Source organism: Cupriavidus sp. GW823-FHT06D04 (assembly GCF_058795055.1).
Genome location: NZ_JBXAHL010000035.1, coordinates 62,889 through 78,209, shown reverse-complemented (window position 1 = coordinate 78,209; position 15,321 = coordinate 62,889). Strand labels below are relative to the sequence as shown.

The following is a 15,321-nucleotide window of genomic DNA, read 5'->3' as shown; positions in this document are numbered from 1 at the left end:
AGTCATGCCAGCTACCGTCCGGACGGTCTGACGAGCCTTGGAAGCTTTTATGTCAAACAGCATTCTCAGCATTGAACGGATAAAACCAGGTCAGGGCAAGGCAACGCCGAATCGCTCGCTCGAACGTGGCATTGCCGTACTGCGCGCCTTCCGCGCCGGTTCCTCAATGCTAGGCAACAGTGAGATTGCGGAGCGCACCGGTTTGTCCCGGTCGACCGTCAGCCGGCTGACGCAGTCGTTGATTGAGACAGGTATGCTCGAATACATTCCGCAGTTTCGAGCATATCGCCTTGCTGTGCCGGTGCTCAGCATGGCACACGCCATGCGAGACAGCTCGCAGGTCCTCAAAGTCGCGGCGCCAATGATGGTTGAGGTCGCAATGCGCCACAAGATTAACGTCGGCCTGGCGGCGCCCGACGGGGATGAGATGGTCTATCTCGAGTCGTTTCGCTACAACCGGCGACAGTCGTTACGAACGGTGGTGAGCGGGCAGCGTATCCCGATGGCATTGACGTCGCTGGGCCGTGCCTACCTTGCGACGCTTGCACCTGACGCGTTCAGCGCGATGTTGTTGGCTCTCGCTGAAAAACACCAGGGCCGCGGCTGGCGGAGCTTGCGTCGGGAAATCGAGGTCGCAGTCCTTTCGGTGCGAGAAAAGGGCTACTGTGTTGCTTCATGGCAGCCTCAGGTCATTGCGATGGCGACGCCATTACACATCGGCGGCTATGAAGTCCATGCCTTAAATGTGAGTGTATCGACCCAAGAGGATGCCGGGGCTGTCGAGGCTGCTTTGGCAGAGCCACTGATGGAACTTGCGGCGACGATACAGGCGCGGATGCGACGGCTGGAAAGTGAGATATCCGGGGGCTCTTGAGCAAGCCGCCTACGGAATGGACGTTTTTTTTGGGTCACGTGCCGTATTCACGTGCGGGGCCACTGAATGGCGGGAATCGGAACGAACCCGGACATCTTCTGGCTGACTTTCGGTTGACCGTTGTTGGCCGATAGCTGCCTCCGGCTGCATAGATTTGCTTGGGCAAAGCTGAATAAGTCCACCGCTGACGGACGCTAAGCGTTATAGACGGGACATTCGACGGGAAAGGCAGAACCAGGCGATGAAGCAGATGACGCTGGCAGTGGCGGCCGATCAGGGCGCGGGATTCGAGGCACGCCGCAAACGCACGAGGCGTGAAGAGTTTCTCGAAACGATGAATACGATCGTGCCTTGGGTCGATCTGTGCGCGGTGGTCGAGCCGTACTACCCGAAACGCGGCAACGGCCGTCCGCCGATCGGCCTTGAGCGCATGCTGCGGATCCACACATTGGCGTAGATAGCCAGAGCGGCCTGGCCCATAGCGCCGTCGTCACAGCGGCCAACGTGCATGACAAGCATCCGCTGCCACAACTGCTGCATGGTCGGGAGCAACGGGTCTATGGCGACAGCGCCTATGCGAGCCAGAAGGAGCTGATTAACAGCAAGGCGCCAAAGGCTCGCGACTTTACCAACAAGCGCACGCGTCGTGCCGACCAGGTCGACGAAGTGGCGCGCAGGAAGAATCGCAACAAGTCGAAAATCCGGGCACGGGTTGAGCACGTATTCGGTATTGTGAAGCGGTTGTGGGGCTTCACGAAGGTGCGCTATCGCGGCCTGGCGAAGAACGCCAATCGCGCCTTCGTCGCGCTGGCGCTGGCTAATGTGTACCTGTGCCGAACGCGGCTGATGGCACAGGTGCGCCCGTAATGGGCCAAAAGCGGGCAAATCGCCCGCTTTTATAGCCCGCAAGGGCAGGAAGACGCGAATAACAGTCGCTTCCACAGCGAAATACCCTTTCATCAACCGGCCAAGCGTCAATTCAGAGGCTTGTTCAGCGTTGCCCTTGAGTGTGCGAGGGCCGCAGGTCGAGCGACCGACGGGCTCGAACCACGCTCGCATGCACGGCAGTGAAGCACGAACGATCGCACGGTGAGTAAGGCAGAGGCATCTCGTTGCGCTCCGGGCGCGGCCTCGCTCGCGTACTCGTTGCCGGAGCCGCTTTGATATTTGATGTCATCCATGGGCCATGCGCGCTCGCCTTGCAAAGGCAGCGATCAATTCACCGTGATGCGACGTTCCTTGATGATCTGCCCCCAGCGCACGCTCTCCTCGTTGATCATGCGTGCGAGTTCTGCCGGGCTCGTGGAGAGCGGCTCGAATCCCCGCTCCTCCAGCTTGCGCGTGAAGTCCTGGCTCTTCACCACCTTCTCGATTTCAGTGCGCAGACGCTCGATGATGGCTGGGGGCGTCCCCTTCGGGGCGACGAATGCAGCCCAACTCTCCAGGGTGAGCTTGGGGAAGCCTTGCTCCGCAACCGTGAGCACGTTGGGAAGCGCCGCCATGCGCTTTTTGCCCGTGACAGCCAGTGCGCGCAGCTTGCCCGCCTGGATCTGCGGAACGATCGTCGCAGGTGCCTCGAAGTAGAGATCGACCTGGCCGGCGAGCAGGTCGTTGAGCGCGGGCGCGCCGCCCTTGTAGGGCACGGTGGTGATCGTGATGCCTGCTTCCTGGCTGAAGGTTTCACCGGCAAGATGCGGCGTCGTGCCGACGCCCGGCGAGGCGAAGCTCAGCTTGCCAGGCTTGCTCTTGGCCGCTGCGATCACATCCGCCAGCGACTTGTAGGGAGAGTTGCTGTTCACGACCAGCACCAGCGGAAACTGGCTCACGGTGGCGATCGGCGCGAACGACGAGGGCGTGACGCCGGAGCCCGGTTGCAGGTGGGGCGCGATGGTCAACGTGCTGGCATTCGGGAGAAAGAGGGTGTAGCCGTCCGCGGGCGATCGCGCCACCTTGGAGGCCGCGATCATGCCGCCGGCGCCTCCGACGTTCTCGACAACCAGCGGTTGGCCCAGGGCGGACGTAAGGCGCTCCGCAGCGATACGGGCGACGACATCGGACTGGCCCCCGGCCGCGAACGGCAGGACCAGCTTGATTGGCTTGGAGGGGTAAGCATCCGCGGACATGCCCGCTGTGGGCACGACGGTGGCTGCGACGGCGAGTGCGCCGCAGGCAAGCAGCTTTTCGATGATCTTCACTTCTTTGTCTCCTGAATTGGGTGTGGGATGAGCGCCGGCTAGTAACCGACGCTTCTGTCGACCTGGTTGAGCAAAGGCTGGCCCTGCGCGAGGCGCTGCAGGTTCTCCAGGAACTGCTCCACGACGGGGCCGACCGTCGGCTGCGCGGCGACGTGGGGCGTGACCAGGATCCGCTCGTGGTGCCAGAAGGGGCTGCTGGCGGGCAGCGGCTCCGACGCGAACACGTCGAGCGCCGCGCCGGCGAGATGTCCCTCGTCGACGAGGGCTAGCAGGTCGTCCTCCACGACGATGCCGCCGCGCGCCACGTTCACCACGAAGCTGTCCTTGGGCAACTTGCGCAGGCTGGCGTGGTCCAGGGTGCCCTTCGTCTCCGCCGTGAAAGGCAGTAGGCAGACGAGGTAGTTAGATTGCGCGAGGAAGTCGTCCTTCTGGCTCTCGCCGACGAAGACGGGAACGCGCGCTTTTCGCGCCGACGTGCGCGTCCACGCGATGACCCTGAATCCGAGGGCCAAAAGTGCGTCGGCGACGACGGAGCCGATGGAACCGAGCCCCATGATGCCAACGGTGAGCTGGCTGGCGTCGGGGACGGCAATCCGCTTCCATTCACCCGCCGCGTGCTGTCGCTCCATCGCCGGCAGCGAGCGGAAGTGCCGCAGGATCTGCAGGCTCACGAACTGCGCCATGCTGAACCCGAGGCCCGGTTCGACGGCGCGCGTGACCTTCACATGGGGCGGCAGGTCCGGGGCCGAGAGGATGCCGTCCGCACCGGCGCCCACCGAGGCTGCCAGGCGCAGGTTGGGAAGGCGCGGTGCGATGCCGGCAGGCAGCTTAAAGGCGAACAGCGCAGTGACGTCGGGATCAGAGGCGCCTTCGATGTCGGTGATCACGTGCAGGCCCGGGGCGCGGGAGCGGAGTGCTTCGTAGCGGCTCTTGACGAAGTCCGACGTCAGCAGCATCAGGACTTTGGGGGACGAAGGGGATTGCATGCTCTTCAAACGGTTCGCTCGTACGAGAAGTTCGGGTTGTGCCTGCGCGCCTGTCGCACCAGCAGTTGCCACCGCAGATCGACGACGTCGGGGCGCTGCAGGAAGGACTTGGTCTGCCGCGCTTCGGCGGTCGGCAACAACTTGGGCGTGCCTGCGGACATGGCTTTCAGTTGCACCCGCGCGGCGAATTCGAGGACGGTCGCGGCGATCGTGGCGTCGGCAATCGAATTGCCCACGACCACGGACCCGTGGTTGCGCAGCAGGATCGCCCGGTTCGGGCCCAGCCGGGATGCGATGCTGGCGCCCTCCTTCTTGTCGAGGACAATGCCCTCGAACTCGTCGAACAGCACGATGTCCTCGTAGAACAGCGCGCCGCTCTGCGTCACCGGCTCGAGGTTGCTGCCGATCACGCCCAGGGCCAGGGAAGCTTCCGAATGCGTGTGCAGAATGCAGCACACCTCAGGACGCGCATTGTAGATCTCGGTGTGGATATTGAGAGTCGGGTTGCATGGCAACGTCCCGGTCACGGTGCGCAGGTCGAAGTCGGACTCGATCAATGCATCCGCCGTCGCCTCCTCGAATCCGTATCCGTACGGAATGCTCCAGAACGTACGCGCACCGGGCAAGCGCGCTGTGAGGTGTCCGGAGACGCCACTGCCTTGTCCATCCATGGCCAGGATCTGGAAGGCGTGCACCAGGTCGTGCAGGAGGTCGTGCAAGGGTTGGGTCTGTTTCATCTTGAGGTCCTGACTGGGTTCTTAGGTCTGCGTCGCAGTGGGGTAACCGACGGACACGTCGACCGCGGTGGCGTCGTAGCTGAAAAGCCATTCGTAGCGCTCGCGCACATGCTGCTCGCTCCACTCGGCGTCCACGTAGCGGCTGGCCTCCACCGGGTCCGCCAGCAGCGGGTTGTGGAAGCGCGCCGCGTTCGCCGCCGAGCCCAGCACGATGCGCGAGGTGCGTTCCAGCCGCAGGGCCTCGTACCGGGCCAGGGCCGCTTCCGGGTGTTCGGCGTTCGCCGCCAGGCAGCGTGCAAGCACGATGCCGTCCTCCAGAGCCATCACCGCGCCTTGTGCAAGGAAGGGCAGCGTGGGATGGCAGGCGTCGCCCAGGAGAGTGGAACGGCCGACGGTCCATCGGTCCATGGGCTGCCGGCTGAGAAGCGCCCACTTGTACGGCTGCTGGATCCCCTGGATCAACGCCTGCACGTCGTTGTGCCAGCGCTCGAAGTCCTTCAGGCATTCCTCGATGCTGCCGCGTTCCGTCCAGGACTCGACCTGCCAGTCCGTGCGCTCGACGATGCCCACGAAGTTCATGAGTTCGCCATTGCGAAGCGGGTAGTGGATGACGTGCGCACCGGGACCGATCCAGTTGGTACCAACGTTAGCCTGAAGATGGCGCGGAATCTTCTCGCGCGGAATGAGACCGCGCCAGGCGACACAGCCGGTGAACTGCGCGTCGCCCGCTCCGAACAGGGCGCGGCGCACACGCGAGTGCACGCCATCGGCGCCGATGAGGATGTCACCGTGAATCCGCTCGCCGCCTTCGAGCTCCACCTCGACACCGACGTCGTTCTGTTCGACGCCGACCACCTTCGCGCCCAGCCGGATCGCGTCCGGTTGCAACCGTCTCACGTGACATTCCATCAGACCATGCAGGTCCGGCCGGTAGATCATGTAGTAGGGGAAGCCGTACTTGCGCACCGACTCGGCACCGAGATCGAACAGCTTCCATGTCTGGCCGGTACTCCACAGGCGCACCTGCTTGCCGCCCGCCTCGGTGGCGATGTCCTTCAGCTCCGATGCCAAGCCCAGGTCGGCCAGGCAACGGACGCCGTTGGCGCTGACTTGGAATCCGGCCCCGACTTCGCCGAGCTGCGGCGCCTGCTCCAGGACGGTGACGCGGAAGCCGCGCTGGATCAGCGCGAGTGCGCAGCACAGACCACCAATGCCGGCACCGGCAATGAGGATTCTTTGGAGGGGCGGCGTCATGTTGGATGCTCCTTTTGCGGGATCGCTGCGTTGATGGAGGTCAATTTCATCGCACGCACAAAGATTTTGGAAGTTAAACTATCAAATCAATTCATTAGTAAACGAAATGAACGTCAGCACTCGGCAACTGCAGGCGTTTCTGGCCATCGCCCGGCTAGGAAGCTTCACGCGCGCGGCGGAGGAAATCTTCGTGACGCAGGCAGGCCTAAGCCTCATGCTCAAGGACCTCGAGGCGCAGGTCGGCGCAAGGCTGTTCGATCGCACGACGCGGAGCGTGCGACTCACGCCTGCAGGCGAATCACTGCTGCCGACCGCGCGCCGCATGATGGCGGACTGGGAAGCCGCTACATCCAACGTCGGGCGACTTTCTGCGGAAGCGGAGCAACGAATCTCCCTTGCGGCGACGCCGCTGATTGCATCGAGCGTGATTCCCCTGTGGTTGCAGGCGTTCCATGAGACGCACCCCGCAGTCCGCGTCTCGATCAGCGACCTCGACCGACGCGAGATCCTGTTGGGGATCGAAGCGGGAGAACTTGACGTCGGTCTTGGTGCTTTCTTCCGGCCGGCCACGGGCATCGACCGGCAGTTGCTCGCCCGTTTCGACATGGTGCTGGTCAGGGCCAAGGCGAAGGATTCCAGGACACGCGGGCGCGGATTCGAAACGGGGCGCAAGGTGAAGTGGTCGTCCCTGGACGACCAGGAGCTCATCGTGCTCCCGAATAACAACCCGATCCAGAAGCTCGTGGACACGCAGCTTCGCGCCCTCGAAATCACCCCGCGACGGACCGCCGCACTCCAGAACATCCAGGCCATGATCTCGATGGTAGAGGCGGGCCACGGAATGGCCGCCCTACCCGGATTCGTGGTGCCTGCGTGCGCACGCTACGACGTGACGGTGCACACACTCGTAGAGCCAGTGGTGCCGGTCGAATTCTTCGCGGTGAGCATGAAAGGACGGCTCAAGACGGCGCTCGTTTCCGCCCTCGTCGATGCGCTCGGGGCGCACTTTCAAGAGCTCGCCAAGCAGGTGGGCGCGTAATTCGGCTGACCTTCTGGGTGAACGCCCTGGCGAGTTCGACTGTATTCACCAAGCTGTCAGACGACTGCTCATGGCCGGGCCTGCGAGTTCGACCGTGCGCCACATAGCCGCCCTCGAGGCGGTCACCTCAGCGCGATGCCGGGGCGCCGCCGCCGACGGCCTCAGATCTCGGTCTGCTCGGAGATCTCGAATCCTTCAAGGAAGGCATCGATCGGCAGGTATCGTGCGCGCACCCTGAATGGCGCTCGACCGCTTCCGGCCAGCCACCGCCCTGCCGGCCCCCGGCAAAGACGCAGCTTCGCCACAAACTGCACGACCGCGCCGACATCTGAAAATGGCCGGCCGTACGACATTTGAGCAAAACCTCGACATTCAAGCACTTTACTGTTTGGCTGGCCCGCGTTCGATGATCTGGCACGGATCTCAAGTGGCTGGAGTGGCGCAAGGTGTCACAGAGCCTCACGTTAGGGTACGCCAAGGTGCTGTACCTGCTGGAAGACATCGAGGTGGCTGAGTATCCCGATGGCCATGTCGAATTGTGGGCGACTGGCGCCTCCCTCCCCTACACCACCTACGACCGCTTTGCCGAGGTGGACCAAGGCGCGATTGTCGACAACAAGCGGCTGGGCCGGACACTGGCCATTGCGGCCGAGGTGCAGGCGTTGCGCGACAACCGACGTTTCGCGGCCCCCCCCGGACGTTGCACGGCGAGCCGCCGCGGCCCGCCAAGGTGCCCCTGAACATCAAGCGGAAGCGGTTGGTAAATCGGCTCGACCTGGAACAGGCGATGCGACACCACCCTCTCCTCGCATCGAACGACGATTCAGCGGAGTGCCCTCCAATACTGCCCACGCCCGAGATGACGCCTTGCGACCCGCTGCCGTCGTTCGCCCCAGTACGGCTCCGGCGTCAACTCCTGAAGTACAGCGGTCATTCAACGCTGCGTTACAGCCGGCAGATCATCGACATGGACATGCGTCATGTCTGTTCTCGGGATGACTGTACTGGTCGAAGAACGTTCCACATATCTATGCGTGATTAAAAACGCACTCCTTCCCCGCCCAAGCCGGGCGGCCAATGCAGTTTAGGTAACGTCGAGCGTCTAATGAGCGGACTATTGGCCCACAGCGATGGCTGCCTGACCTATACGGGGCGGAAAACTTTACGCGGCTGTCTGGGCTGGGTCTGGCGCCCACTGGTAGAGTCGGCTCCTCACCGAGGACATGCATCGATTGCCTGCCCTATGCGCCACTGCATAGCGCAGGAAATTCCTTGTGCTGGACGCAGACTGAATTCAGGTCTATATTTGGACCGGTAGTCTCAAGCCTAGGAGCGGATATGAAACCGAGTCAGGTCAAGCCCATAAGCTATCTGAAAAGCCACGCAGCAGAAATCGTCCGGGACATCACCGAGAGCGGCGAGCCCATGCTGATCACACAGAACGGCGAGGCAAAGGTAGTCGTGCAGGATGCCCAATCCTATGAGGACATGCAACAGACGGTTGCCCTTCTGAAGATTCTGGCGATGGGTCAGAATGACATCGAGACGGGCAACTTCACCCCGACGGACGAAGTGTTTGCCGAACTGGAGCGCATGGACAGGGAGGAAGGGATCGAATGAAGTCTGTAATTCTCGGGCCTGCCAAGTCCGACTTGCAAGACTTGCGACGGTACATCATTAATAAATTTGGCAACAAGACTTGGCTTGAGACCAGAAGCAAGATTCAACAATCAATCAAGCAGGTAGAAGATTTCCCACTGAAGGGTAGCAACCCACCCGAGTTGATAGATTTCCAACCAACGAAATACTATCAAGTCATCAGCGGCATGAACAGAATCATCTACCAGATTGCAAACGACACCATTTACATACACATCATAAGCGACACCAGGCGAGACCTTAAAGCAATACTCGCAAAACGGCTCCTAACAACGTAGGACCTAAGAAGTTCTCATTCGCCTGTCCTCCGTGGGAGCCTACGCTTGCTCCCGCAACACCTAGCTCACACAGAGCCAAACTTTACGTTGCACGCGCAGCGAATTCGCGGTCGAGGTCATAGGTCTTGGATCTGGCGGGGTACCTTCACGGATCTGGGCTCGCGGGATCCTCGTGTGAATTGCAGTGCTGGCATGTATCTATGGTTCCAATGCCCAGGGGAAAAGAGTTCGCGTGGGAATAGGTGGGATGCGTGCGTTTCGATCCCCAGGTGCCGCCGACTTCATCGGGCCAGCATCGCCAAACCGGCACCACTATGCCGCATGGTCTAGTATGGGGCTCACGTCAGCGTCCGGAAGTCGCCTTGAGCCTTCTCACGCCGGCGGATCGACGGGAGGCGGTGCAGTCTCCCCCTGCGCGACTGTCTCTGGTAACTGACGGCGCCACTGCGCATAGCATTCCAAACCACAGAAGTAGGCGACGTAGTCGCATGCCTCGGGGACGATCGCCTCGGACTTCGGTACTTCCTTCATGCAGACTTCGCAAGGGACGAGTTTTATGGGTGGGTCAGGCTGGGTCATGGTGCAACTCCCGGCACCGCGGCGGCGATTCTTCGCACAGTAGCGGCGCAAAGACGTCGACCGCCAGATGGCCGGTCAACGGATCGTAGTTGGGCGAGAACATGGAAGCATGTGTGTTCCATCTCAAGCATCGTCTCTTGCCGAGCGCTGTGGTTGATATGGATCAAGGCAAGGTCAGTGCGAACTATCGAGGGAGGGGCCGCTCTGGGGCAGCAAGCTGACCCCGAAAGACGTCCTCGATGGCGCACGCCTTGGGGCCGACTTGGGCACTGATGCCTTGGTCGTCTCCAAGCATGGCGGGCATCAGCTCGACGGCGCGCCATCGTGATTGCGGCGCTCCCGGCGATCGCCGAAGAGATGGGCCACCGCTTCCAGGTCAGGATGGACAGAGGCATACAGAAGGGGGAGCGAAGCTGAGGCCTCCTGAATGCCAGTCAAAACGCAATTACTCATGAGTCGGGGCATTCGCAGGCCGCGTCCGAGGCTCTAGGATCCAGCGACAATGCAATTAATCGCCATGACTTGGTGCTCACACCGGCAGAGTAGGCGAAGCGCCATCTAGACGGCCGACACCGCCGTGTTCGGGCGGGATCGCGCGAGTTGAGTAGCAATGGTTTGCATAATTTCCTGAACTTTTCCTACCGACCATGGTGGCCAGCAAGGAGAAGATAATGGCGCAATCTGAACTGGCGCGCGGCAAGGAGGGCCCCGCGACGCTTGTGCTGAGAATCGGCGGACGGTAAGCGTTCCCGAGCGCTGAATCCCGTGTCGCCCCCGTTATGTGTGCGGTCACCTTGGCTATTGCGGCGGGGGGAGGCTTTGGGCTTCGTCTTCCATCAACGCCTTGCAGACAATTCCATCTGTTACCCAATGTCGCACACGCCTTTCGACATATTTCGCAAACGCGTCCTAGAATAGTTATCATTCGTATTTGCATAATTTGACGTGCGGGGATGTGATGTTCTCAATGCTCATGGTGACGTTTCGTGAGGGCGTGGAGGCATTTCTCATTGCCGCCATTACGCTCGCGTTCCTTCATAAGGCAGGGCGCCAGCATTTGGTCAGTGCGGCGAAGGCGGGCATTTTCGCCGCCTTACTACTCTCTGCGGTGCTCGGTCTAGTGCTGTTCCGCATGGGTGGGATGAGTCCCGTCGCCGAAGCTTGGCTGGCCCTGCTGGCCGGTATCCTGGTGGTCTCCTGCACCTGGCACATGCTCAAGCATGGCAAGGCGATAGCCGGCGAGATTCGCAACCGGCTCTCCAGTGTCCCCGATGAGAAGACGGTTGGGCCGTGGCTGGCCGTGTTTGCCTTCATGCTGCTGATGGTCGGGCGCGAAGGCATCGAGGCCGCGACCATGATTGCCTCCCTTTCCGCCGGTGCGGCAACTGGTCACCTGGCCTTGGGCGGCGCGCTCGGCGTGACTTGCGCCGGCGCACTGGCATGGACATGGACCAAGTACGGGCGGAGGGTCAATTTGTCGCTGTTCTTCCAGGTTACGGCCATCTTCATGGTGCTGTTTTGCATTCAGTTGGCCATTTACGCAGTTCACGAGTTTTCGGAAGCTGGTGCGCTACCGTTAGTTGACAACGAATATTGGCATGAAGTGACCGAGCCTTTCGGACCAGAGGGTGTGTACGGCATCTGGCTCAGCTATGGCCTCGTACTGGCTCCCCTCGCATTTCTCGTCTTCGCAAGGTTGACCGGTCGGAAAAAATCAGCACCCGCCGAAAGGGCTTGAGGCTGCATTACGCCTCCAAGGGGGAGAATCACCTGCCCAGAGCCAGTCGCCGTGCTGAATATATTGCTCGCCACGCACTTTGCAGATGCCGGCCACGTCGCAATCTGGCAGACGAAGCTCACGGGCCGCAGCCGTCTCTCGGAAGCTCCTGTGTGGCGTCAGCTGACTTCGTAGCTCTCCTGTCGCACAAGCAATGCCGCAGTCGATTGACGCGGTCATTTTTTGCCGCCGGCCCGCAGCTGCGTTGGTGTCGAGCGCTTACGGCATCTACTATTTCAGAGGTGAAGGACTTCGGTCGCCATCGGGATGGGGCAATGGACCGTCGATGTGATATTGGTCTGGAAGCCACTTGCTCTAGGGCCTGGACGGCTGCCTGGGTATTGAGCGCCCACCGAAGGCCTAATGAAGAACTGATGCCGAGCGTCAACGGGCATCAACAATGAACAGAAACCGCGGCAATGGCTGCTCTCACCAGTGCGCTGCGCAAGCTTCCCACCAGCATTTGGATGCTGGGCTTCGTGAGTCTGTTGATGGATGTGTCTTCGGAAATCATCCATAGCCTGCTGCCCGTCTTCATGGTCACCACGCTGGGAGCCAGCGCACTGGCGGTCGGATTGATAGAAGGTGTGGCGGAGGCAACCGCCCTGATTGTGAAAGTCTTTTCCGGCATCCTGAGTGATTATTTGGGGAAGCGTAAGGGCCTGGCCGTAGTTGGCTATGCGCTGGCAGCATTGTCGAAACCGCTCTTTGCAACGGCCACCGGCGTCGGCACTGTATTTGGAGCGCGCGTTGCCGACCGCATTGGCAAAGGCATTCGTGGTGCACCGCGTGATGCGCTGGTTGCCGATATTGCACCACGTCATCTTCGTGGTGCCGCCTTTGGACTTCGGCAGTCACTGGATACAGTAGGCGCGTTCTTGGGGCCCCTGATTGCAATTGGCCTGATGTACCTCTGGGCGGACGATTTCCGGGCCGTCTTTTGGGTTGCGGTCTTCCCGGGTATTCTGTCGGTCGTGTTGCTCATGTTCGGGGTGCAAGAGCCAGAGTTGCACGAATCCGCAAAGCGGGTGAACCCCATGCGACGGAAGAATCTCGCGCGGTTGAGTTTTGCCTACTGGAGTGTGGTTGCCGTCGGTGCGGTATTCACGTTGGCACGGTTCAGCGAAGCATTCTTGGTGTTGCGGGCTCAGCAAGCGGGCCTTCGCCTTTTTTTGACTCCGCTGGTCCTGGTCGCGATGAACGTGGTGTATGCCGTCTCGGCCTATCCATTTGGGAAACTGGCAGATGAATACAGCCATGTGAAGCTTCTGGCGTGGGGGCTGGTTGTGCTGATTGCAGCCGATGTCGTACTTGCGATTGGCACGCACTGGTCGGTCGCGCTCTGCGGAGTTATGCTCTGGGGCCTGCATATGGGAATGACACAGGGGCTTCTGGCGACTATGGTGGCGAATGCTGCGCCGGCAGACCTCAGGGGTACGGCGTTTGGGGTCTTCAACCTTGCAAGTGGCCTGGCACTCCTGGTAGCTAGCACGCTCGCTGGTTGGTTGTGGGACAGGTTCGGAGCCGCCTTTACGTTCTATGGTGGAGCAGTGTTCAGTAGTGTGACTATCTGCCTGATTTTCGCCGCGCAATTCGCCCAGCGACGGTGAAGGTATTCTGGCCCCGTCAGTCGTGGGAATGGCCGCTATGATGGTGCGCGTGGCCTTCTATCGCGTCTGCGCCGTGGTCGGAGAGTTGCGCATCGAACCAAGCATGAAGGGCAGACACAAGGCTGGGCTCAGTCGTACGAAAAGATAGCTCGCCGCCCCTTGCGATGTCCATGTATGTAATGGAGATTTGGCCTGGCTTCGCTGCCTTGAGTTGGGCAATGCCCTGCATCTCATCGCCGTGTATGTGCGAAGGGCCTGAGAAATCGCCTGCCTTGAACTGCTTCTGGATGAGCTGTAGGTGTTCTCGTACCAACCGAACCTGCGCGGCATCCGATGCATCCCTTGCTACGACGCGCTGAGTACCGCCGTCCACTGTCTTGGTGAAAATGTGGGTCGTGGCTTTGAGACTGAACGGCATCACTTCTACGCCCAGCCTGGCCACTTCCGCCTGGCGTTTGTTATCAGCAGGTTGTGCGGTGAGCGGCATACCTGCGATAACAGCCAGTACAAGGGCAGAGGCGTGCTTCTTCACTGCGAGTCCCATCTCAGTTGGGGCGGGGCCATCAGGCGACGCATGTCGCTTTCTGGCGATAGCAACGCCATGGTGGCACCGCCAACGTTCCCCAAGAACTTAGATTGCGGCGGCCGCCATAGGTCAGACAGTATCGCCGAAGTTCTCAACTGCCACAGTGTCTATGTTCGTCGGTCGACGGATGTGGTCGACATTTGCTTCAGGACGAAAACTCCTCAAAGGCCGCGAGCGCGTGCGTGGCGTACATCATCGATGGTCCGCCCCCATATACACGGCCGTTCTGAGCACTCCCTCCGATTCGGCACGCGTGGTCCCCAGTTTGACCAGAGCCTGGATGTGAAAGCCAATGCAGTCATCGCAGCGGCACGCATCCCACTCATGAAACCTCCTTTATCCTGGGGCCTGCGATGGCCGCGCCGGCCGTGCGTGCCCATCACGATGAGATCTGCGCTCCAGCTGCAGGCTTCGTCGACGATCGTATCCGAGATCCGGCTTGGGGAGACTGGCCGCTTGAGCAGCCGGCAGGCGCACCGTACGTCCTCTGCCTCAAATCGTCGGGCTGCGATGGACGACAGAGTTTGGGTGCCTACGGTCTTCACCAAGAACCGCGAACGGCTGATCAAGCACGATGCCGTGATCGAGTTCTTCAACGAGGTGCTGGCAATCGCGCAGAATAGGGACTGGCTGTCTGGCGAGCACTTCAGCGTGGACGGCAATCTGATTCAGGCGTGGGCAGGCCACAAGAGCTTCGTGCGCAAGGATGGCAGCGATGACGATAGCGGCGACTTCAGGGGTCGCAAACGCAGCAGCGAGACGCACGCGTCCAAGACCGATCGCGATGCCAAGCTGTACCGCAAGGGCAAGACCGCCAGCGAGCTGCGCTATATGGGTCATACTCTGAGCGACAACCGCCATGGCCTGGTGGTGAGCGCCATGGTGACCAACGCGGACGGACACGCCGAACGCGAGGCCGCGAAGGTCATGCTCAACGATGCCAGGCAGGTACGTAATTGCCTATTTCTTCGAGACGTTCTCACGGGTAGGCTCTGCGAGCCGGACAGTGAAAGTATTCCGGAATGAAGGCCTTCGGTTTCCACCCCGCATACGCAACGAGAAACTGATCACTTTCCAGCCGCTCACTGCGTCGACCGCCCTCCGCACGCTGAACAATCCGCGCTATGCGGGCACCTACGTCTACGGCCGACGGCACTATCGGCGAACCGCTGACGGGAAGCATGTGCTTCGAAAGCGCGAGCGTCACCGCCGGGAGAGCGCGCGGCCCTGTTGCAGGGGCGCGCGGTCTGCGGGCTTTGCGGTAGAAACTTCCGTCTCCGGTATGCAACGCGGCGCGAGCGACAGGAGGCGTGGTGTGTCTGCGATCGCGCGCAAGGAACGCGTGGTGAACCGTGCTGCCAGTCGATTGCGGGCGGACCCATCGACGAAGCGGTCGGTGGATTGGTCACCGCCATGATGACGCCCGCCGCGGTCGAGTTAGCGCTCGAGATTCGAAGAGAAATCGAAGTCCGGTACGACGAGGCCGATCGGTCGAGCATGCCAGCCAACTGCTGGCGCTGGGTTGCCTGCGTGAGCAGACCGCTGGCCGGCCGCTGGTGTTGCACTCGGACAATGGCAGCGTCATGAAGGGAGCGACGATGCGAGCGGCTATGGAGTACTTGGGCGTGGAGCCCTCATACAGCCACCCACGCGTGAGCAATGACAACGCCTACGCCGAAGCGCTGTTCCGTACGGCCAAGTACTGTCCGCTGTGGCCTGATCGGCCGTTCGATCCCTGCAGCAAGCG

The 15,321-nt window shown here is 61.2% G+C and carries 15 protein-coding genes and 5 pseudogenes; 12 read left to right on the top strand and 8 right to left on the bottom strand.

Annotated features, from left to right (window positions below; genetic code table 11):
- Positions 1 to 49: 49 nt before the first annotated feature.
- Together AC1Q7H_RS31115 and AC1Q7H_RS31110 are read left to right on the top strand one after the other, a co-directional pair.
- On the top strand, positions 50 to 874 hold the full coding sequence (locus AC1Q7H_RS31115; protein ID WP_153956228.1) for an IclR family transcriptional regulator: 825 nt from the start codon (positions 50 to 52) through the stop codon (positions 872 to 874).
- A gap of 241 nt (positions 875 to 1,115) precedes the next feature.
- Positions 1,116 to 1,741 (top strand): annotated as a pseudogene (locus tag AC1Q7H_RS31110) (transposase).
- A 347-nt stretch (positions 1,742 to 2,088) separates the two neighbouring features.
- Here AC1Q7H_RS31110 and AC1Q7H_RS31105 read toward each other — a convergent pair.
- Genes AC1Q7H_RS31105 through AC1Q7H_RS31090 form a run of 4 tightly spaced genes read right to left on the bottom strand, consistent with a single transcriptional unit; the run spans position 2,089 to position 6,046 of the window.
- Positions 2,089 to 3,069, bottom strand: a complete 981-nt coding sequence (locus tag AC1Q7H_RS31105) for a Bug family tripartite tricarboxylate transporter substrate binding protein (RefSeq protein WP_153956227.1) — start codon at positions 3,067 to 3,069, stop codon at positions 2,089 to 2,091.
- A 38-nt stretch (positions 3,070 to 3,107) separates the two neighbouring features.
- Positions 3,108 to 4,025 (bottom strand): 2-hydroxyacid dehydrogenase, encoded by a 918-nt coding sequence (locus AC1Q7H_RS31100; RefSeq protein ID WP_492382115.1) that lies wholly within the window; start codon positions 4,023 to 4,025, stop codon positions 3,108 to 3,110.
- 35 nt (positions 4,026 to 4,060) lie between these two features.
- On the bottom strand, positions 4,061 to 4,792 hold the full coding sequence (locus AC1Q7H_RS31095) for a class II aldolase/adducin family protein (RefSeq protein WP_153956225.1): 732 nt from the start codon (positions 4,790 to 4,792) through the stop codon (positions 4,061 to 4,063).
- 21 nt (positions 4,793 to 4,813) lie between these two features.
- Entirely contained in the window at positions 4,814 to 6,046 is a 1,233-nt protein-coding gene (locus tag AC1Q7H_RS31090) for an FAD-dependent monooxygenase (protein WP_153956224.1), read from the bottom strand.
- 106 nt (positions 6,047 to 6,152) lie between these two features.
- Between AC1Q7H_RS31090 and AC1Q7H_RS31085 the strand changes: the two genes are divergently transcribed.
- From AC1Q7H_RS31085 to AC1Q7H_RS31070, 4 genes are all read left to right on the top strand, one after another.
- On the top strand, positions 6,153 to 7,085 hold the full coding sequence (locus tag AC1Q7H_RS31085) for a LysR family transcriptional regulator (RefSeq protein WP_492382114.1): 933 nt from the start codon (positions 6,153 to 6,155) through the stop codon (positions 7,083 to 7,085).
- Between the two features lie 446 nt (positions 7,086 to 7,531).
- Positions 7,532 to 7,825: a hypothetical protein gene (locus AC1Q7H_RS31080; protein ID WP_492382113.1), complete on the top strand. Its 294-nt coding sequence runs from the start codon at positions 7,532 to 7,534 to the stop codon at positions 7,823 to 7,825.
- A gap of 598 nt (positions 7,826 to 8,423) precedes the next feature.
- Positions 8,424 to 8,705 carry a type II toxin-antitoxin system Phd/YefM family antitoxin gene (locus tag AC1Q7H_RS31075; protein WP_013958564.1) on the top strand — a complete coding sequence of 94 codons (282 nt, stop codon included), beginning with the start codon at positions 8,424 to 8,426 and terminating at the stop codon, positions 8,703 to 8,705.
- Complete coding sequence (locus AC1Q7H_RS31070) at positions 8,702 to 9,022, top strand: type II toxin-antitoxin system RelE/ParE family toxin (RefSeq protein ID WP_492382112.1); 321 nt, start codon at positions 8,702 to 8,704, stop codon at positions 9,020 to 9,022. Before AC1Q7H_RS31075 ends, AC1Q7H_RS31070 begins: the two co-directional genes overlap by 4 nt.
- A gap of 372 nt (positions 9,023 to 9,394) precedes the next feature.
- On the opposite strand, the gene AC1Q7H_RS31065 is transcribed toward AC1Q7H_RS31070, so the two are convergent.
- Positions 9,395 to 9,601, bottom strand: a complete 207-nt coding sequence (locus AC1Q7H_RS31065) for a DUF3330 domain-containing protein (protein ID WP_492382111.1) — start codon at positions 9,599 to 9,601, stop codon at positions 9,395 to 9,397.
- A gap of 217 nt (positions 9,602 to 9,818) precedes the next feature.
- On the opposite strand from AC1Q7H_RS31065, the gene AC1Q7H_RS31060 reads away from it, so the two are divergent.
- The 3 genes from AC1Q7H_RS31060 to AC1Q7H_RS31050 all read left to right on the top strand — a co-directional run bounded on the left by AC1Q7H_RS31060 (position 9,819) and on the right by AC1Q7H_RS31050 (position 12,988).
- Complete coding sequence (locus AC1Q7H_RS31060) at positions 9,819 to 9,929, top strand: alpha-hydroxy-acid oxidizing protein (protein ID WP_420872249.1); 111 nt, start codon at positions 9,819 to 9,821, stop codon at positions 9,927 to 9,929.
- 630 nt (positions 9,930 to 10,559) lie between these two features.
- Positions 10,560 to 11,339 carry an FTR1 family iron permease gene (locus AC1Q7H_RS31055; RefSeq protein ID WP_211982830.1) on the top strand — a complete coding sequence of 260 codons (780 nt, stop codon included), beginning with the start codon at positions 10,560 to 10,562 and terminating at the stop codon, positions 11,337 to 11,339.
- Positions 11,340 to 11,797: 458 nt separating this feature from the next.
- On the top strand, positions 11,798 to 12,988 hold the full coding sequence (locus tag AC1Q7H_RS31050; protein ID WP_492382110.1) for an MFS transporter: 1,191 nt from the start codon (positions 11,798 to 11,800) through the stop codon (positions 12,986 to 12,988).
- Between the two features lie 16 nt (positions 12,989 to 13,004).
- On the opposite strand, the gene AC1Q7H_RS31045 is transcribed toward AC1Q7H_RS31050, so the two are convergent.
- The 3 genes and pseudogenes from AC1Q7H_RS31045 to AC1Q7H_RS31035 form a co-directional block, all read right to left on the bottom strand.
- Entirely contained in the window at positions 13,005 to 13,532 is a 528-nt protein-coding gene (locus tag AC1Q7H_RS31045; protein WP_153955614.1) for an aspartate carbamoyltransferase, read from the bottom strand.
- A 187-nt stretch (positions 13,533 to 13,719) separates the two neighbouring features.
- Positions 13,720 to 13,889: pseudogene (locus AC1Q7H_RS31040) on the bottom strand (carboxymuconolactone decarboxylase family protein); the annotation flags it as partial.
- Between the two features lie 71 nt (positions 13,890 to 13,960).
- Positions 13,961 to 14,119, bottom strand: a pseudogene (locus AC1Q7H_RS31035) (universal stress protein); the annotation flags it as partial.
- Here AC1Q7H_RS31035 and AC1Q7H_RS31030 point away from each other — a divergent pair.
- The 3 genes and pseudogenes from AC1Q7H_RS31030 to AC1Q7H_RS31020 all read left to right on the top strand — a co-directional run.
- Positions 14,082 to 14,525: pseudogene (locus AC1Q7H_RS31030) on the top strand (transposase); the annotation flags it as partial. The pseudogenes AC1Q7H_RS31035 and AC1Q7H_RS31030 overlap by 38 nt on opposite strands.
- Positions 14,512 to 14,715: pseudogene (locus tag AC1Q7H_RS31025) on the top strand (hypothetical protein); the annotation flags it as partial. The pseudogenes AC1Q7H_RS31030 and AC1Q7H_RS31025, both read left to right, overlap by 14 nt.
- 89 nt (positions 14,716 to 14,804) lie before the next feature.
- Positions 14,805 to 15,161 carry a hypothetical protein gene (locus tag AC1Q7H_RS31020; RefSeq protein ID WP_228772597.1) on the top strand — a complete coding sequence of 119 codons (357 nt, stop codon included), beginning with the start codon at positions 14,805 to 14,807 and terminating at the stop codon, positions 15,159 to 15,161.
- Positions 15,162 to 15,321: the final 160 nt, after the last annotated feature.

Bases quoted from the DNA above. Each gene is read 5' to 3' on its own strand.
- AC1Q7H_RS31050 (WP_492382110.1), top strand. From the start codon at position 11,798: ATGGCTGCTCTCACCAGTGCGCTGCGCAAGCTTCCCACCAGCATTTGG.
- AC1Q7H_RS31100 (WP_492382115.1), bottom strand. From the start codon at position 4,025: ATGCTGCTGACGTCGGACTTCGTCAAGAGCCGCTACGAAGCACTCCGC.
- AC1Q7H_RS31085 (WP_492382114.1), top strand. From the start codon at position 6,153: ATGAACGTCAGCACTCGGCAACTGCAGGCGTTTCTGGCCATCGCCCGG.
- AC1Q7H_RS31055 (WP_211982830.1), top strand. From the start codon at position 10,560: ATGTTCTCAATGCTCATGGTGACGTTTCGTGAGGGCGTGGAGGCATTT.
- AC1Q7H_RS31070 (WP_492382112.1), top strand. From the start codon at position 8,702: ATGAAGTCTGTAATTCTCGGGCCTGCCAAGTCCGACTTGCAAGACTTG.
- AC1Q7H_RS31115 (WP_153956228.1), top strand. From the start codon at position 50: ATGTCAAACAGCATTCTCAGCATTGAACGGATAAAACCAGGTCAGGGC.
- AC1Q7H_RS31065 (WP_492382111.1), bottom strand. From the start codon at position 9,601: ATGACCCAGCCTGACCCACCCATAAAACTCGTCCCTTGCGAAGTCTGC.
- AC1Q7H_RS31090 (WP_153956224.1), bottom strand. From the start codon at position 6,046: ATGACGCCGCCCCTCCAAAGAATCCTCATTGCCGGTGCCGGCATTGGT.
- AC1Q7H_RS31045 (WP_153955614.1), bottom strand. From the start codon at position 13,532: ATGGGACTCGCAGTGAAGAAGCACGCCTCTGCCCTTGTACTGGCTGTT.
- AC1Q7H_RS31075 (WP_013958564.1), top strand. From the start codon at position 8,424: ATGAAACCGAGTCAGGTCAAGCCCATAAGCTATCTGAAAAGCCACGCA.
- AC1Q7H_RS31095 (WP_153956225.1), bottom strand. From the start codon at position 4,792: ATGAAACAGACCCAACCCTTGCACGACCTCCTGCACGACCTGGTGCAC.